This is a genomic window from Ruegeria sp. BJ5 (assembly GCF_056537865.1).
This window is the reverse complement of sequence record NZ_JBQFSH010000001.1, coordinates 1,200,282-1,215,171: the sequence shown is the minus strand read 5'-3', so window position 1 is coordinate 1,215,171 and position 14,890 is coordinate 1,200,282. Positions and strand designations below refer to the sequence as shown.

15 protein-coding genes and 1 tRNA gene are annotated in these 14,890 nt (G+C 59.6%); 12 read left to right on the top strand and 4 right to left on the bottom strand.

All coding sequences use genetic code 11. The features are described 5' to 3' along the window. The first annotated feature begins 98 nt into the window (after nt 1–98). The 5 genes from ACR0NY_RS06090 to ACR0NY_RS06070 all read left to right on the top strand — a co-directional run bounded on the left by ACR0NY_RS06090 (nt 99) and on the right by ACR0NY_RS06070 (nt 6,011). Complete coding sequence (locus ACR0NY_RS06090; RefSeq protein ID WP_170368784.1) at nt 99–1,394, top strand: helix-turn-helix domain-containing protein; 1,296 nt, start codon at nt 99–101, stop codon at nt 1,392–1,394. 78 nt (nt 1,395–1,472) lie between these two features. Then, on the top strand, nt 1,473–1,853 hold the full coding sequence (locus tag ACR0NY_RS06085) for a response regulator transcription factor (RefSeq protein WP_093962675.1): 381 nt from the start codon (nt 1,473–1,475) through the stop codon (nt 1,851–1,853). Continuing rightward, entirely contained in the window at nt 1,850–2,170 is a 321-nt protein-coding gene (locus ACR0NY_RS06080; protein ID WP_170368783.1) for a hypothetical protein, read from the top strand. The genes ACR0NY_RS06085 and ACR0NY_RS06080 overlap by 4 nt, the downstream gene beginning before the upstream one ends. Next, nucleotides 2,158–4,836, top strand: coding sequence for a sensor histidine kinase (locus tag ACR0NY_RS06075; protein ID WP_170337600.1), 2,679 nt, complete (start codon nt 2,158–2,160; stop codon nt 4,834–4,836). The genes ACR0NY_RS06080 and ACR0NY_RS06075 overlap by 13 nt, the downstream gene beginning before the upstream one ends. Nucleotides 4,837–4,913: 77 nt before the next feature. Next, complete coding sequence (locus ACR0NY_RS06070) at nt 4,914–6,011, top strand: FliM/FliN family flagellar motor switch protein (protein ID WP_170337601.1); 1,098 nt, start codon at nt 4,914–4,916, stop codon at nt 6,009–6,011. A 9-nt stretch (nt 6,012–6,020) separates the two neighbouring features. Here the strand turns inward: ACR0NY_RS06070 and ACR0NY_RS06065 are convergent, their stop codons facing one another. Then, nucleotides 6,021–6,452: a protein tyrosine phosphatase family protein gene (locus tag ACR0NY_RS06065; RefSeq protein WP_170337602.1), complete on the bottom strand. Its 432-nt coding sequence runs from the start codon at nt 6,450–6,452 to the stop codon at nt 6,021–6,023. Nucleotides 6,453–6,721: 269 nt separating this feature from the next. Here ACR0NY_RS06065 and ACR0NY_RS06060 point away from each other — a divergent pair, with 269 nt between their 5' ends. After that, the gene (locus ACR0NY_RS06060) at nt 6,722–6,937 is read left to right on the top strand and encodes a hypothetical protein (protein ID WP_170337604.1); all 216 of its coding nucleotides are present in this window, start codon (nt 6,722–6,724) and stop codon (nt 6,935–6,937) included. 9 nt (nt 6,938–6,946) lie between these two features. Here ACR0NY_RS06060 and ACR0NY_RS06055 read toward each other — a convergent pair whose 3' ends face one another. Next, nucleotides 6,947–7,165: a hypothetical protein gene (locus ACR0NY_RS06055; RefSeq protein WP_170337605.1), complete on the bottom strand. Its 219-nt coding sequence runs from the start codon at nt 7,163–7,165 to the stop codon at nt 6,947–6,949. Nucleotides 7,166–7,330: 165 nt separating this feature from the next. Here ACR0NY_RS06055 and ACR0NY_RS06050 point away from each other — a divergent pair, with 165 nt between their 5' ends. After that, nucleotides 7,331–7,597, top strand: a complete 267-nt coding sequence (locus tag ACR0NY_RS06050) for a DUF2312 domain-containing protein (RefSeq protein WP_093962669.1) — start codon at nt 7,331–7,333, stop codon at nt 7,595–7,597. Between the two features lie 24 nt (nt 7,598–7,621). Here the strand turns inward: ACR0NY_RS06050 and ACR0NY_RS06045 are convergent, their stop codons facing one another. Next, complete coding sequence (locus ACR0NY_RS06045) at nt 7,622–8,497, bottom strand: hypothetical protein (protein ID WP_170337607.1); 876 nt, start codon at nt 8,495–8,497, stop codon at nt 7,622–7,624. Between the two features lie 445 nt (nt 8,498–8,942). On the opposite strand from ACR0NY_RS06045, the gene ACR0NY_RS06040 reads away from it, so the two are divergent. Beyond that, a tRNA-Thr gene (locus ACR0NY_RS06040) sits at nt 8,943–9,018 on the top strand. 74 nt (nt 9,019–9,092) lie between these two features. Here ACR0NY_RS06040 and ACR0NY_RS06035 read toward each other — a convergent pair. After that, nucleotides 9,093–10,052 carry a LysR family transcriptional regulator gene (locus ACR0NY_RS06035; RefSeq protein WP_170368782.1) on the bottom strand — a complete coding sequence of 320 codons (960 nt, stop codon included), beginning with the start codon at nt 10,050–10,052 and terminating at the stop codon, nt 9,093–9,095. Nucleotides 10,053–10,185: 133 nt separating this feature from the next. On the opposite strand from ACR0NY_RS06035, the gene ACR0NY_RS06030 reads away from it, so the two are divergent. The 4 genes from ACR0NY_RS06030 to ACR0NY_RS06015 are packed head-to-tail and all read left to right on the top strand — an operon-like array spanning nt 10,186 to nt 14,883. Next, on the top strand, nt 10,186–11,598 hold the full coding sequence (locus ACR0NY_RS06030) for an aldehyde dehydrogenase family protein (protein WP_170368930.1): 1,413 nt from the start codon (nt 10,186–10,188) through the stop codon (nt 11,596–11,598). Continuing rightward, entirely contained in the window at nt 11,598–12,575 is a 978-nt protein-coding gene (locus tag ACR0NY_RS06025) for a membrane dipeptidase (RefSeq protein ID WP_170368781.1), read from the top strand. Before ACR0NY_RS06030 ends, ACR0NY_RS06025 begins: the two co-directional genes overlap by 1 nt. A gap of 44 nt (nt 12,576–12,619) precedes the next feature. Beyond that, the gene (locus ACR0NY_RS06020) at nt 12,620–14,257 is read left to right on the top strand and encodes a hypothetical protein (RefSeq protein ID WP_170339392.1); all 1,638 of its coding nucleotides are present in this window, start codon (nt 12,620–12,622) and stop codon (nt 14,255–14,257) included. After that, a complete protein-coding gene (locus tag ACR0NY_RS06015) occupies nt 14,254–14,883 on the top strand; it encodes a DUF3726 domain-containing protein (protein WP_170337612.1) in 630 nt (209 codons plus the stop codon). Before ACR0NY_RS06020 ends, ACR0NY_RS06015 begins: the two co-directional genes overlap by 4 nt. Nucleotides 14,884–14,890 lie beyond the last annotated feature (7 nt).

Here is a 14,890-nt window from a genome sequence, read left to right as displayed (position 1 = left end):
CTTTGAAAAGGGCAGCGTAAACCATATAAATTCATGAAGTATTCAGAAAATACGGGATCGTTTCGAGAGTAACTCGAACACGTTTCGGCGGGGGCACCATGCGTGATTCATTGACGGGCAGCCGTATCCGCGAAAGGCGGCAAATCTCGGGCTTACGTCAGGCCCAGCTGGCGCGACAGGTCGGCATTTCGGCGTCGTATCTGAACTTGATCGAGCACAATCGGCGGCGTATCGGGGGCAAACTGCTGGTCGATATCGCTTCGGCTTTGTCCGTTGAGCCTTCGGTTTTGACGCAGGGGGTCGAGGCGACGCTGATCGCGGCCCTTCGTGAAGCAGCGGCGGATGCGGTCGGCCAAAAGGCCGAGGTTGAGGCGCTTGATGAATTCGCTGGCCGGTTTCCCGGCTGGGCCGCTGTACTGGCACAGATGCATCGTCGGGTGGTTTCGCTGGAACGTACCGTGGAAACCCTGTCAGACCGGCTGACCCATGACCCGCACCTTGCGGCATCCATGCACGAAGTCCTGTCTGCAGCGGCAGCGATTCGGTCGACAGCCGCCATCCTGGCCGAACCGGGCGAGATCGAGGCCGAGTGGCGCGACAGATTCCACCGCAACTTGCACCAGGATGCCGAACGTCTGGCCGAAAGCTCAAAGGCTTTGGTCGCCTTTCTGGACGAAAGCGAGGACACCGGCGAAAGGCGAGGGTTGCCGATGGAGGAGGTCGAGGCATTTCTGGAGAAGCGCGGGTTTCATTTGCCGGAACTTGAGTCAGGACAGGACCCGGTATCCCTAGCGCAGGCCGAGATGGCCTCTTCCGCCTCAAGATCTGTCGCGCGTCAGGTGCTCGACGCCTATGCGGCGGATGCCCGGGCCATGCCGCTGGAAGCGGTTTCGCAGGCACTGGAGGTCGACGGCGTTGATCCTCTGCGTTTTGCCGCGCGGTTTTCGGTTGAAGTGCCGACAGTCCTGCGACGGCTTGCGTTTCTGCCCGAGGATGTCATGCCGCGTCCGGCCGGTTTGGTCATATGCGATTCATCAGGAAGCATTTTGCTGTTTAAGCCGGTCCCTGGTTTCGCGATGCCACGCCACGGTGAAGCCTGTCCTTTGTGGCCGGTCTTCAGCGCGCTGAACCGGCCCCTTGTACCGATCCGAAAACGTGTGACCCTGTTGGGCCGGACGCCGGCGGATTTCGACTGCTTTGCAATCGCCTGGCCTCAGCCCGTCAGCGCTTTCGGACAAGAGCCTGTCTACAGATCGGCGATGCTGGTGTTGCCGGTCGAAGAGCCCGGCGCCGCCACCGACTTGCCGGTACAGGTCGGCACAAGCTGCAGGATCTGCCCCCGAAAGCCGTGCGACTCGCGGCGGGAGCCGTCGATTTTGAGTGAAGGTTTTTGACAGTTTCCTGACACAGCGATTAATCTGCACTTGGCAGGTGGCTGGAGGTGCGACCGGTCTTGGGGAGGAAGTGAACATATGAGCCGCAAGGTTCTGTTGATCGAGGATGAACCGAACATCACGGAGGCAATCAGGTTTCTGCTGACCCGCGAAGGTTGGCAGGTCGAAACCCATGCCGAAGGTGAAAACGCGGTTCAAACGATACTGTCTGCGCAGCCTGATCTGGTCATTCTGGATGTGATGCTGCCCGGCAAGAGCGGTATGGATGTTCTGCGCGAATTGCGCGAGCACGAGGAAATGCGCGCCCTGCCTGTTTTGATGCTGACCGCTCGCGGTCAGTCGCGGGACCGCGAGATGGCTGAAAAAGCAGGCGTCAGCCGGTTTATGACGAAACCGTTCTCGAATACCGAAGTGCTGACGGCTGTGCGTGATTTGCACGCGCAGGCGTCACAGTCATGAACACACCGGAAAACGAGCCAGCCCGCCCGACAGGCCCGCGTCCGTCGGTGTTTTTGGAACGGCAGAGTTACCGCCGCCGCAGGCTGGCCGATGCGGCCCGAATGCTGCCCTTTGTCGGCGCGGGTCTAATCTGCATCCCGCTGCTGTGGCCGGATCCGGGGTCGGAAAACTCTGGCGTCCCGTTGTCGTCGGCCATTCTTTATATCTTTACATGCTGGGCCGCCCTGATCGTGTTTAGCCTTCTGTTCGGCTTTGCCGCCCGGCGGATGTCGTCCTCGGAAAGGTCCGCGGCAGAGAGTGAGCAATGGCCACGCTGAACGTCCTGATCCTTGTTTGCCTGGGCTACGTTGTGCTTTTGTTCGGCGTTGCGTTTGCAGCCGATCGCATGGCCGCCGCGGGACGAGGCAAATGGCTGCGGTCACCGTTGATCTACACGCTGTCTTTGTCGATCTACTGCACCGCCTGGACCTTCTATGGCGCGGTTGGCAATGCGGCACGGTCCGGTCTGGAATTCGTGACGATCTACCTCGGGCCGACCTTGGTGATGATCAGCTGGTGGTGGGGGCTGCGCAAGCTGGTGCGGGTGGGTCGCAGCCAGAGGGTAACATCGGTCGCCGACTTGATCTCATCGCGCTATGGCAAGTCGAACACCTTGGCCATCTGTGTGACCATCCTCGCCGTGCTGGGGGGCACACCCTATATCGCACTGCAACTTCAATCGATTACGCTGTCTTTCTCGATTTTCGCCGAGGCCGATCCTTCGGGCCTTTATCGCGAGGGCGCCAGCGTATTCTGGGTGGCAGCGGGTCTGGCCGTGTTTGCCATTCTGTTCGGCACCCGGAACCTTGATGCCAATGAACGGCACCATGGCGTGGTGACCGCCATCGCGTTGGAATCCGTCGTCAAACTGTTCGCTTTGTTGGCGGTGGGCATCTTTGTCGTCTGGGGGGTAGCCGGAGGCGTCACGCCAATGATGGAGCGGATCGACGCGTCGGAAATCGGGCGTTGGAACGTCGATACCGGACGCTGGATGGCCATTACCTTCCTGTCGGCGGCTGCTTTTGTCTGCTTGCCGCGGATGTTTCAGGTCATGGTCGTCGAGAACGACGACGAAAGTCACCTGAGAACGGCGGCCTGGGCTTTCCCGCTCTACCTTCTTTTGATGAGCCTTTTCGTGGTTCCCATTGCGGTTGTCGGGCTGGATCTGCTGCCGGCCGGGTCAAATCCGGACCTTTTCGTGCTGACGGTTCCTCTGTCACAGGGGAATGACTGGCTGGCGATGCTGTCCTTCATCGGCGGTTTTTCGTCGGCCACGTCGATGGTCATCGTGACGGCGATGGCCCTGTCGACCATGGTCTCGAACCACGTCGTGATGCCGATCTGGCTGAATACGCGCGAGAACGCCAGTTCCATGTCAGGCGATGTGCGAAACGTGGTGCTGATGGCGCGCCGGGTTTCGATTGCCGCCATCATGGCCTTGGGGTTCTTCTACTATCGTATGTCCGGTGGCGGCGCCGCGCTGGCCTCGATCGGCCTGGTGGCGTTTGCAGGTGTGTCGCAGATTCTGCCGGCTCTGGTTGGTGGCCTGTTCTGGCGCGGGGCCACACGGACAGGTGCCCTTGTCGGGCTGAGCGTGGGGTTCTTCCTTTGGATCTACACGCTGTTGCTGCCGGGAATGGGCGGCAGTGTCATGTCCGCCTCGGTCATCGAAAACGGTCCTTTCGGTCTTGGATGGCTGCGTCCGCAGGCGTTGTTCGGCCTTGATGGTTTGGACCCGATGACCCACACGGTGCTGTGGTCGCTGTCACTGAACACGTTGGCCTTTTGCCTCGCGTCTCTCCTGAGCTTTCCCAGCCCGCTTGAACGGTTGCAGGGGGCGCAGTTCGTCAATGTCTTTGATCATTCTGTCGCGCCCGGGGGGTGGACGGGATCCGTTGCCCAGAGTGAAGACCTGATGATCATGACCCAACGGATCCTCGGGGCCGGTCCCGCTCAGGATTTCTTTCAGGCCGAGGCGGAAAAGCAGGGCGTGCGCGGGCGCTGGCCCGAACCTACGCCGGGTTTTCTGGAACGGCTGGAACGCGAATTGAGCGGCTCGGTCGGTGCGGCCACCGCTCATGCCATGATCGGGCAGATCGTCGGAGGTTCGTCCGTTTCGGTCGAGGATCTGTTGGCGGTGGCCGACGAATCCGCGCAATTGCTGGAATACTCCAGCCAGCTTGAGGCGAAGTCGGCCGAACTGAGCCGTACGGCCCGCAAGCTGCGTGAGGCCAACGAAAAATTGACCCAGATCTCGCGTCAGAAAGATGCCTTTCTGGGGCAGGTCAGCCACGAGTTGCGCACTCCGATGACGTCCATTCGTGCCTTTTCGGAGATCATGCGGGACACTGACGGGCTGAGCGCTGAGGATTCCCGGCGTTATGCGACGATCATCCATGACGAAGCGCTGCGTCTGACGCGGCTGCTGGATGACCTGTTGGACCTGAGCGTTCTGGAAAACGGTCAGGTCAGCCTGAATATGGGTGATGCCAGCTTGCGAACGGTTCTGGATCGGGCCGTTTCAACGACTATGGCCGGGGCAGAAAGCCCTTTGACCATTCGCCGCAATCTGTCTGCCGAGCGCATCGCGTTGCATTCCGATCTGGATCGCCTGGGGCAGGTCTTCATCAATCTGATTTCGAACGCCCAGAAATACTGTGACGCGCCCGAGCCGGTCCTGACGATTTCAGCCCATGATGTCGGCGGCCAGGCGGTGATCGACTTTGTCGACAACGGCAGCGGCATCCCGCCGGACGCCCAGTCGATGATCTTTGAGAAATTCGCGCGGGTCGGATTCGACAAGGCGGGCGGTGCAGGTCTTGGACTGGCAATTTGCCGTGAGATCATGCACCGGCTTGGAGGAGAAATCACCTATCTGCCCGGGCAGGGCGGCGCAGCTTTCCGCGTCAGCCTGCCATTGCCACACCGCCAGGCCGCTCAGTAACGGCCAAGTAAAGGTATTCGTAACGAACAATGGGCTAGACCAGTAGCGAGCAGAATGGAAACTGGCGGACCGTTGCGATGTCAAAGACTGTCAGCGCGGCCTTGGCGCGCAAATTGTCGGCAGGACAAGAGGGGACGGGCAGCAGATCCCGGGCGCTGCTGCGGGCATTGCGCCTTGCGATTGCCCGTGCCGCGGTCGAACGGTTCAAGCTATCAGCATCTGTCATTGGCGCGAAACAGGTCAGCAAATGCCAGGAAGTCGTCACGAGCCGGCTGGAAGACGGTCAGATGTTTCTGCTGTTCGCGACCAAAGAGGGCAGGGTAGCCAGTGTTGTCTTGGACGTCGGTTTGGTCTCGGCAGTCATCCAGAAGCAGACAATGGGCGAAGTATTCGCGAACCCGCCCCAGCCTCGCGCCCTCACCGACACCGATGCGGCAATGGTGGTCCCGTTGGTCGAGGACATGCTGGACCGGGCCCGGAAACTGGTCGATGATCAAAGCGATGCAGCCCGCCTGAATGGATATGAGTTCACCTCAAGGGCGGTCGATCGGCGCACGCTTTCTTTGGCACTGGTCGAGGACAGGTATGATGCGTTCGAGTTCACGGTTGAACTCGAGGGCGGTGTGCGGCAGGGAACGGTCCTCATCCTGCTGCCGAAAATCTCGGTGGCCGAGGGGCAGGCCAAACACGCAGATTTGGAACCGCTCAAGACACTGTCGCAAGCTGCAGGCGTGGTTCGGGCCGAACTCAACGCGGTGATTTGTCGGATGCATCTTCCGCTGACAACGCTGTCGGATCTGGGCATCGGGGATCTGCTGCCACTTGCGGGCGCGCGACTTGATCGGATCGACATTGCCGCGATTGATCGGAACCAGGCCACTACAGGACGTCTGGGCCAATGTGGCGGTCAACGGGCCGTGCGGATCAACGAATTTCTGCAGCCACCCGCCCCAACACGACCCGAAGCGCAGAGCTTTATCGAGCACAAGCGAAGGGACGCGCCGGTTGAAATGGCAGATGTTGAATTGTCGCGTCAGGACGCCGTTGCCGAAGACCGATCGCATGCGCAATCCGCAGCGGATGAAGACTTCGCGCAAGCAAGCACCGACCGCCTCGCGTCCGAGATATCCGAGTTGGCGGGTCTTCCTGCTCCTGTGGAACGACCCAACGACTGACGTATGAAATCAGGTGTTCGCAGACCGCATCTGCACCAATGCCGGCCGCAAACCGTCCAGCGCGTAGCCCGCCTTTGCCGTGGCTTCGAGAATTTCATCGGGGCTCATTGTGTCACACTGCCCAAGAGCCCAAACGACAGAACAGCGTGTGCCCGAGGCACAGTAGGCAAGAACCGGGCCTTCGCAAGACTCGGCAAGGTCGCGCTGCCGTGCCACGTTCTCGGGCGTCATGGTTTGGTGCGTCAGTTCAAGCACCTCAAACTCGAGACCCGCATCCCGCACGGCCTGGCCGATTACCTCGGATTGCATGGCGGCAGGCACTTCGACATTCGGCCGGTTGCAGATGACCTTGACGAAGCCGGCGGCAACGATGGCGGGCACATCCTCGACCGTGATCTGCGGCGAGACGAAATAGCGGGGCGTGATCTGTCGAATCTCCATTCCGATTTCTTAGGTCGCAGAGTCAGCCCTGTCCAGTTCCACGGCGTGAAGGTACTTGCGCAATGCGATTTCTTCCATTGCGGCTTTTGCGGATTGATGTCTGTCAAGGCAGTTTGGTGGAAATCAGGTTAATATTCGATCGACTCGCGGCCCAGTGCCGGTCGCCTGATAGCGAGCGGGCGATTTTTTGCTGGGATTGGGCGGGTCCTGTGTTGGTCTCAATCCTGTTACCTATATCAGGCAGGATGGCAGCATTTGGGAGGATGGCCATGACCACGAACGAGCTATATTTCGAAGCCGAGCGGCTGGAGCGGAAACTGCACGGGGCAAATCTCGAGACCCGGCTGGCACTGCAGCCCAGCGTCACGAAGGTAATTGAACGCATGCGCGCTCAAGGCATGAGCGTACCATCGCGCTTCCGACGGCTGGACGCTGCCTTGATCGAAGATGCGGTTGAAGCTCAGTTCGACAATATGCCGATCTGACACCGGCGATCAGCCGAACGATATGCCAAGGATAACCAGTATCAGTCCTATGACGGACAGAAAAAGCGCGCCCATGTTCCAAGGCAGCACCCGCTGAACGGCCGCCCGCAATTCGTCGTCAGTCAAGCCTGACCGACGAGCCTTCATCACGCGCAGAATGCACCAGACCAATCCTGCCAGCCCGGCCAGTGACAGGCTGGCGCCTCCCCAGATGAACACCTCGAACATTGCGCCCCGCATCGTTCTGTTTCGCTGCCGATGCGCTTAGCGGATCGTTGCCGGCGGCACAAGGCAAGCAGCCCCATTGTTCGCTTGCGGCTGACCCGCCGGCACGGTATCCGACATGTTGCCCGTGACCCCGGCTAAAGAGATTTCCACTTGGGAGAGACGCATATGGAAGACATGACCGAAGACCAGGCCGCTGCGAACTACCGCGTGACCGCAGGCGAGCTGCGTCAGTTCATCGAACGGTTCGAACGTCTGGAGGCCGAAAAGAAAGACATCGCTGACCAGCAGAAGGAAGTGATGGCTGAGGCCAAGGCACGTGGCTACGACACCAAGGTGATGCGCAAAGTTATAGCGCTGCGCAAGCGTGACAAAGACGATATCGCCGAAGAAGAAGCGGTGTTGGAAATGTACAAAGAAGCCCTCGGCATGTAAGCCTCGGGCCTTGTGAGGCTTCGGTCAGCGCCCCAGAAACCGCACGCCCGGCATTTTCTTGAGCCGTTCCAGATCCTGTGTGTAAAGCTCGGAAAACGCCGCGTGGATTTCGGCGCTCCACCCGGGGAAGTCCAGTTCCTCCTCGATTCTGTCCGGCAAGGCGTGCTGCGAAAAGACGGCCGCGAGGCGGTCGTGAAGGAGGGTCGGGTCCGCGTGCCCGACCTGTTGTTGGATCTCTTCAATCTCCCGCTTGCCGTCTGCGTCAACCAGCGAGGATAGCAGCGAGAACTCCTCGGTCAGTGGTATGTCGGCGCTCAGACCGCACAGGCTGCGGATAATGTCTCCCCAGATCAGCGGGCACTCCTCATTGGCCCAGACCGTGATCGAAACGGCCGGGGCAAGATCGTGAATATCCTCGATAAGGGTCAGCCAACTTAGGCAACTCAGGTCAGTTGAAGCCAGAATGCTGTCGCGGGTTTCGTCCGGCAATGCCATCAATACCTTGGGTATGAAGCTGCCCGGATTTTGCAGCCCGATAAACAATTCGAGCTCGTGTCCTTCGAAAGCCTGATCCAGCAAGGCTAGCCGACGACCTGCATGGGGGAAGAATTGGCCGTCCTTTATGGCGCTGTTCAGTTCTCCGATGAAGTCCGCAGTGCTCATGACCACCCGGCCGGTTTCCGGATCATCAGGAATTTGGGCTCTCAAACGCTCGAAGGCATCTGGGGTCAGCTTGCCTTCGTCCAGTGCATTCAGCGGCGTCTTGAACGCCTTCCGGAACCGGCGCGGACCAAACAGCACAATGCCGTTTTCCTGCAATACACTGGCATTCGCCTGAAGCGATTTGAGCAGGAGCCCCCCGTCTGAAAAAACCACACCGGAGTGAATGGCCACATGCATGTCGACCGCTGTCCTTGCCCTTCGATTGAGTACGTTCCGGGGTTACAGGTTGAACGATCGACAGTCAAACCTGCCACTCTTTCGCAATGATAAAGATTGCCTGAGAACGTCCAAACTTGATTGTGGTTCAAGCTCAAAGAACAGAACAGCGCCAGAAACGACTGGGTCGAGATGCCTCGAAATCGTCGTTGCTGCATACCCATCTGCGGCGTCTGTGTTGCAGATGATCGAGGCGATTTGATGTGGCGCAGATTTTCCGCATGTTGTTGCAAAATTCCGTCGCAAACCCGCTTGCCTTTATTGAGGCTTTCACCTAATCACAGCGCCATCGGCTCAATGGAATTACAGGTCTTTCGATAGCCATGTAATCACAGTGGGTTGACAAGGTAGGAGTGGTTGCCCGTTCTTGCCTTTGCCTGCAAAGGTATCTGAAAGCGTAATGCTTGCCCCTATAGCTCAGCTGGTAGAGCAACTGATTTGTAATCAGTAGGTCCGCGGTTCGAGTCCGTGTGGGGGCACCATCTTCTTCGAACACGCTAAAAAAGATTTCCCTTTTCTGAACGCGGAACGGTTTTCCGCTGGTTCAGCACGTATTTTATCCATCGTATTTAGGAAACGCATTCCGCAAGCTTGCTCCATTTCCCCCGCGTGGGTGCGCTTGGCAGGGTTGTTCTCTGTGGTCTCTATCGCGAGGCCAATTCAGGATATGCCTGCGACATTCCTCTGCCACTTCGGGGAACTGTGTTCGCTCGCGGGTGTACAGAAAAACATCACGAACGTCCGACAAATCCTCGATCGGACGGAAGGCAGTGTTTTCTGGCAGAAACCGTGCGACCGTTTCGGGCAGTATGGTCACCCACCGCCCGGTCGCGACCATGGCGATCAACGAGTGAGTGTTGTGCACCGTTATCGCAGACCCTGCGATAACGTCTTCGAAACCCGGATTTTCAATGAGTTGGCACAGTGAGTTGTGCACGAATCCCTTGGCCGCGACCTGGTTCAGCGTTGGTGGCTCGTGCGCGGTGATCAGGGCGTGATCAGCGGCGGCCACAAGCCCGAACCTATCCTGAAACAGCGGCTCGGCCTGTATTCCGTTCAACGGGTGATGACCCGAGGCAATCCCCACATCCGCCCGCCCCTCGGCGAGGCTGTCCAAAACCTGTCGGGTGTCGGTGTCCCTCAGCTCGATCTTCAAGCCGGGAAAGGCGCTGGACAGGTAGTCAAGCACCGATGGAAACAGCAGTGCTGCCACCGACGGGACGGACACGATCCGGATCAGCCCTTGGGACGCCTTGGCCAGGGCTTCGATACTTTGGACCGTGTCGTCAAATTGGCGGACCTGATTTTGGGCGAGGGCAAAGACTTCCGCCCCCAGAGGCGACAGCTGGTTCTTTCGCTCACCCAGAAACAAGCGTTTGCCCAGATGCTCTTCAAACTGTTTCAGGGTCATCGAGACTGCAGACTGAGTGCGACCCAGACGGCTTGCGGCTTCGGCCAGATTTCCGGACTGGGCGACGGTGCAAAAGCAGCGGAGCATTTCCAGTTTCAGCGACAAATTTCAGATTTCCTGAAGTCCATTAAATTTGTTTGAGTTTGCCTGATGTCCGGGCAGAGGTCTATTCTGTTCGTGAAACGTACCAGAGCCGAGGCACCCTGTGACAAAATTGAACCTGATTGCCGGCGAGTGGATGGCCGGCGACACCGCTATCGAGAACCGAAACCCCTCTGATCTGACGGATGTGATTGGCCTGTTCGCCCAGGCAAGCGCCGATCAGCTGTCCGCGACCCTCGACCGGGCACGTAACGCGCAGCTGGAATGGGCGGCCTATGGGTTGGAGCGCAAGCAGGCGGTACTGATGAGTATCGGGACCGAGTTGATGTCCCGCGCCGAAGAGTTGGGGCGGTTGTTGTCGCGAGAAGAGGGGAAGCCGTTTGCCGAGGGCAAGGGCGAGGTTTACCGCGCGGGGCAGTTCTTTACGTATTATGCGGCGGAATGCCTGCGCCAGATTGGTGAAAACGCGGACAGCGTACGTGAGGGCGTCGAAATCGACGTGCGCCGCGAACCGGTCGGGGTTGTCGCGGTAATCTCTCCTTGGAATTTCCCGACAGCTACGGCCGCATGGAAGATCGCGCCCGCTTTGTGTTATGGGAACGCCGTTGTGTGGAAGCCGGCCAACCTGACCCCTGCGTCAGCCGTGGCCCTGACTGAGATCATTGAGCGTCAGGACATTCCCAAGGGTCTTTTCAGTTTGGTCATGGGGTCAGGCGGCGCAATCGGCCAAGGACTGGTTGAGAGCCCTCAGGTGGATGCAATCTCGTTCACCGGGTCGGTACCCGTCGGCAAGGGCATTGCCGCAGCAGCCATCCAGAACCTGACCAAGGTGCAGATGGAGATGGGCTCCAAAAACGCGTTGGCCGTGATGGATGACGCGGATCTGGATCTGGCGGTGTCACTTGCACTGGGCGGGGCGTTTGGCGGCACCGGGCAGAAGTGCACCGCCTCTTCGCGGTTGGTGGTCCATGCCGCGATCCACGACGCGTTTGTCGAGAAGCTTGTCGCCGGCGCCAAGGCACTGAAGGTCGGGCATGCCCTGGAGGAAGGCACGCAGATGGGGCCGGTCGTCAGCGAACAGCAACTGCAAGAGAACCTGGCCTATGTCGAACTTGGCCAATCCGAAGGCGCCGAGCTGGCGTGCGGCGGGCAACGGCTGGAGCTGCAGCATGACGGGTATTACATGTCGCCCGGCGTGTTCGTGAATACGAACAACACCATGCGGATCAACAGGGAAGAGATGTTTGCCCCGCTGACCAGCGTGCTCAAGGTCGACAGCTATGGTGAGGCTTTGACGATCGTGAATGACACGAATTTCGGCCTGACATCGGGCATCGTGACCCAGAATCTTGCACGCGCGACGCATTTTCGACGGCATGCAAGAACCGGTGTCGTGACCGTCAATTTGCCCACGGCAGGCACTGATTATCACGTTCCTTTCGGTGGCCGGGGCGACAGCTCGTATGGACCGCGCGAACAGGGCAAAGCGGCCGCCGAGTTCTACACCACTGTCAAAACCGCCTATATCAGCGCCGGGACCCCGATCTGATGCGGATTGACGGCCTGCAATATGCCAACTGGTCGGAAAAGATCTTCCGGCAATTGCAGGAAGGGGGCGTGGATGCCATTCACGTCACCGTCGCCTACCACGAGAATTTTCGTGAAACGGTTCAAAACCTCGAGAAATGGAACCGCTGGTTCGAGTTGTTCCCGGACCTGATCATGAAGGGACGATCGGCCAGTGACATCGACACCGCGCGTGACACCGGGCGCACGGCCGTTTTCTTTGGTTTCCAGAACCCATCACCCATGGAAGATGACATTGGGCTGATCGAAATACTGTACGACCTTGGTGCCCGGTTCATGCAGTTGTCCTACAATAACCAATCCCTGCTGGCGACCGGCTGCTACGAGGCGGAAGACACCGGTATCACCCGGATGGGGCGGCAGGTGATCAAGGAGATGAACCGCGTGGGATTGGTCATCGACATGAGCCATTCGGCCGACCGTTCGACGATCGAGGCGGCCGACCTTTCCGCGCGTCCGATCGCCATCACCCACGCCAATCCGCATGAATGGGCGCCCGCCCTGCGCAACAAGCGTGACCCCGTCATCCGCGCCGTGACGGAAAGAGGTGGGATGCTCGGGTTTTCGGTCTACCCTCATCACCTGAAGGACAAGTCCGACTGCACGCTTGAAAGCTTTTGCGCCATGATTGCCCGAACGGCCGAAAAGTACGGAACACAGCATCTCGGGATCGGAACCGACCTGTGCCAGGACCAACCCGACAGCGTTGTCGAGTGGATGCGTGTGGGTCGCTGGACTAAGGAAATCGATTACGGCGAAGGATCGTCTGCGAACCCGGGCTTTCCGCCGATGCCAAAGTGGTTCCGGGACAATCGTGACTTTGACAAGATCGAGGCCGGCCTTCTCGCGGTTGGGATGACCCAGACCGAAGTCGCCGGGATCATGGGGCAGAACTGGTACCGCTTCTTTGCGGACAACTTCGGACCTGTCCAGAATTGACCGGACCGGGGCCGCATATCGCGCGCCGGGATCCGGCAACCGTTATGCGGCTCAGCCGGCTCGGGTCTTTGCACCAGTGCAGGCTTAGCTTTATGCGCGTTCTGACCCGCCGCCTGGCACGCGACAACTGGCGGTTTTCCACGCCGGTGTTCGAGATTGACGAGGCAGGTGTCGGACGAGCCGTCTATGTCGCCCAAGGACCCGAGCGCGCTTATTCTCTGGTGGCCTTCGCCCATGATCTTCCACCTGAAAAACGGTCGGACCGAGTGATCGCGGATGCGTGGGACGCGACCTTCACCCTATTCGACGGAATCCCTTCCGAGGCCGACCTTGACCGGCTGTCCCGCAATGTTCCGCTGCAAGAGGCCGGTCGGATCAGCGAAACCGAACTGTCGCTGTCCCGGGCCAACCGCTCGGTCCGATTGTGGGCGCATGTAGTCGAAGCCCTGGCCGACGGTCGACAGCCGGATCTGGAGCAGATCCAAATGGTTGGCTACCTGATGCGAACTACGGCTGTGTACGGATCGGGTAAATTCGGCGCCGCGGACCGGGAAAACCTTGCAAACCGTGCGGAAACCGAGGGGCCGTTTCAGGCCGAGATGCTGTCGGTCTTCCTCACCCGCGCCTTCGTGCGGGACCTGGTCGAACACATGGCGCGCGCCAAAGGGGGAAGCAAGGCCGTCAGGATGTCTCCTGATATCGCGCGCCGCCTGGGCATAGGGAATTCCACGGGACTGGGCATGGCGCCCTTCCTGATCAATCATCCGGTCCTTCTGAACAACTGGATCATGGCGCGCGAGGAGGCAATCGCCCGGGTTCGAGCCGTGGAAACCGCGACCCAAGAAGAAATCAGTGTATTCCGGTCGGTGTTTGATCGCAGCCAATTGTCGATTGGCCAATGGCATTCGGAACATCCGATACAAGAGCGGAAACTGTCTGCTCTGAAATCGGACCTCGGGGCGATCGCGGGCTTTCTTCGCCATGACGAGCTTACTGGCCGAAGACCGTGGAACCGTCTGGTGGAGTGGTCGGAAACTGTTCTGAGCGAGGAGGGGCAGGAGTTGCTTCTTTCCCTGATCCTCGAACCCTATTCAGACTTGGTGGACGGTTTGTCAGGATGCATGGCAGATTCAAGCCCGCATCTGTACGAGATTGACGGCGCCATGCCGCTAGCCGATGTGCGGCAGGCGATCCGCGACGGTTTCGGTTGGGCGTTGGATCTGGACTGGGGCGCCCGGGAAGCCTGCGCAAGGGTCTGGTATGTATCGGAAGAAAAGCTGGAACCCAGACTGGGTGAGCGCTTTGACGAGCCGGTAGCCGAGTACGAACAACCGCTTGCCCCGGCACGGGATGCGGCAGCGGCATATTCGGCAATGGCCGATTGGGACACAGCCGCGACCACCGCGGAATTTCTTCTGCGCCATCCTGAACATCGCCACACGATCCGCCGGGCGCAGATCAGCCGCAAGGCCCCCTACAGCGAGATCCGAGACAACACGATAGGTGCATCGGTTCTGCCGATCGACATGCTCCGCGCCAAACTGTCCTTTTTTGGCGCCACGCATTTCGATCCCCGCTCGGACCGTTGGGTCCGTATCTGCATGTATTCAGGCGCGCCTTACCCAGAGAATCTTTCGCCCGAAAATGCCGATTTCTGGGTTTATCCTGAGGTGCCGGTATGAATCTGTCGCTGAACGAGGTCGAAGGATTGGCAAAACGCGCGGCACGTGGGGCGGGTCATCACTGGGGGCCGGCCGAGGACGCCGCCAAAGCGACCCGCTGGCTGTGTCGTCAAGGTTTTGACGGCGCAGCCGCCTTGTCAGCGGTCCTGCGCCAGGAATTTGCCCTTCGGTTTGTTGCACACACGCCGCAGGTTCTCGGGGCGAATTGGCGTGCGCATGGGCAGATGTGCCCGTTGGGGGCGGGGATGCTGCTGTCAGATTGTTCGGAACATCTGGGTCGCGGGCCGATCGTTCTGCATAACGTTGCGGTTCCGCTGTTTCTCGTGCCGTTCGCTGGCAACGCTGCACGCCGATTGCGGACCACTGTGACTGTCGTCTGCGCTGAACTCAGTGCCACGACGGACGGGGAGGTCGTGGACGCTCCGGATCTTTGGCCGGAAAGCGCCACAAAGGTCACCGTAAGGATCGGCGGTACGCCCAACAAACTGCGCGCCAAGCGGACGCGCGCCCTGCCGGCGTCTGCGGCTCTGGCTTTTTTGAACACTCTGGCTCAACGCACCTATGCCCCGGCAACCGAAGAGTCTCGCCGGTTGGGTGCAGGTGCTGGTTTGTCCGATAATGACTGAGGAGGCC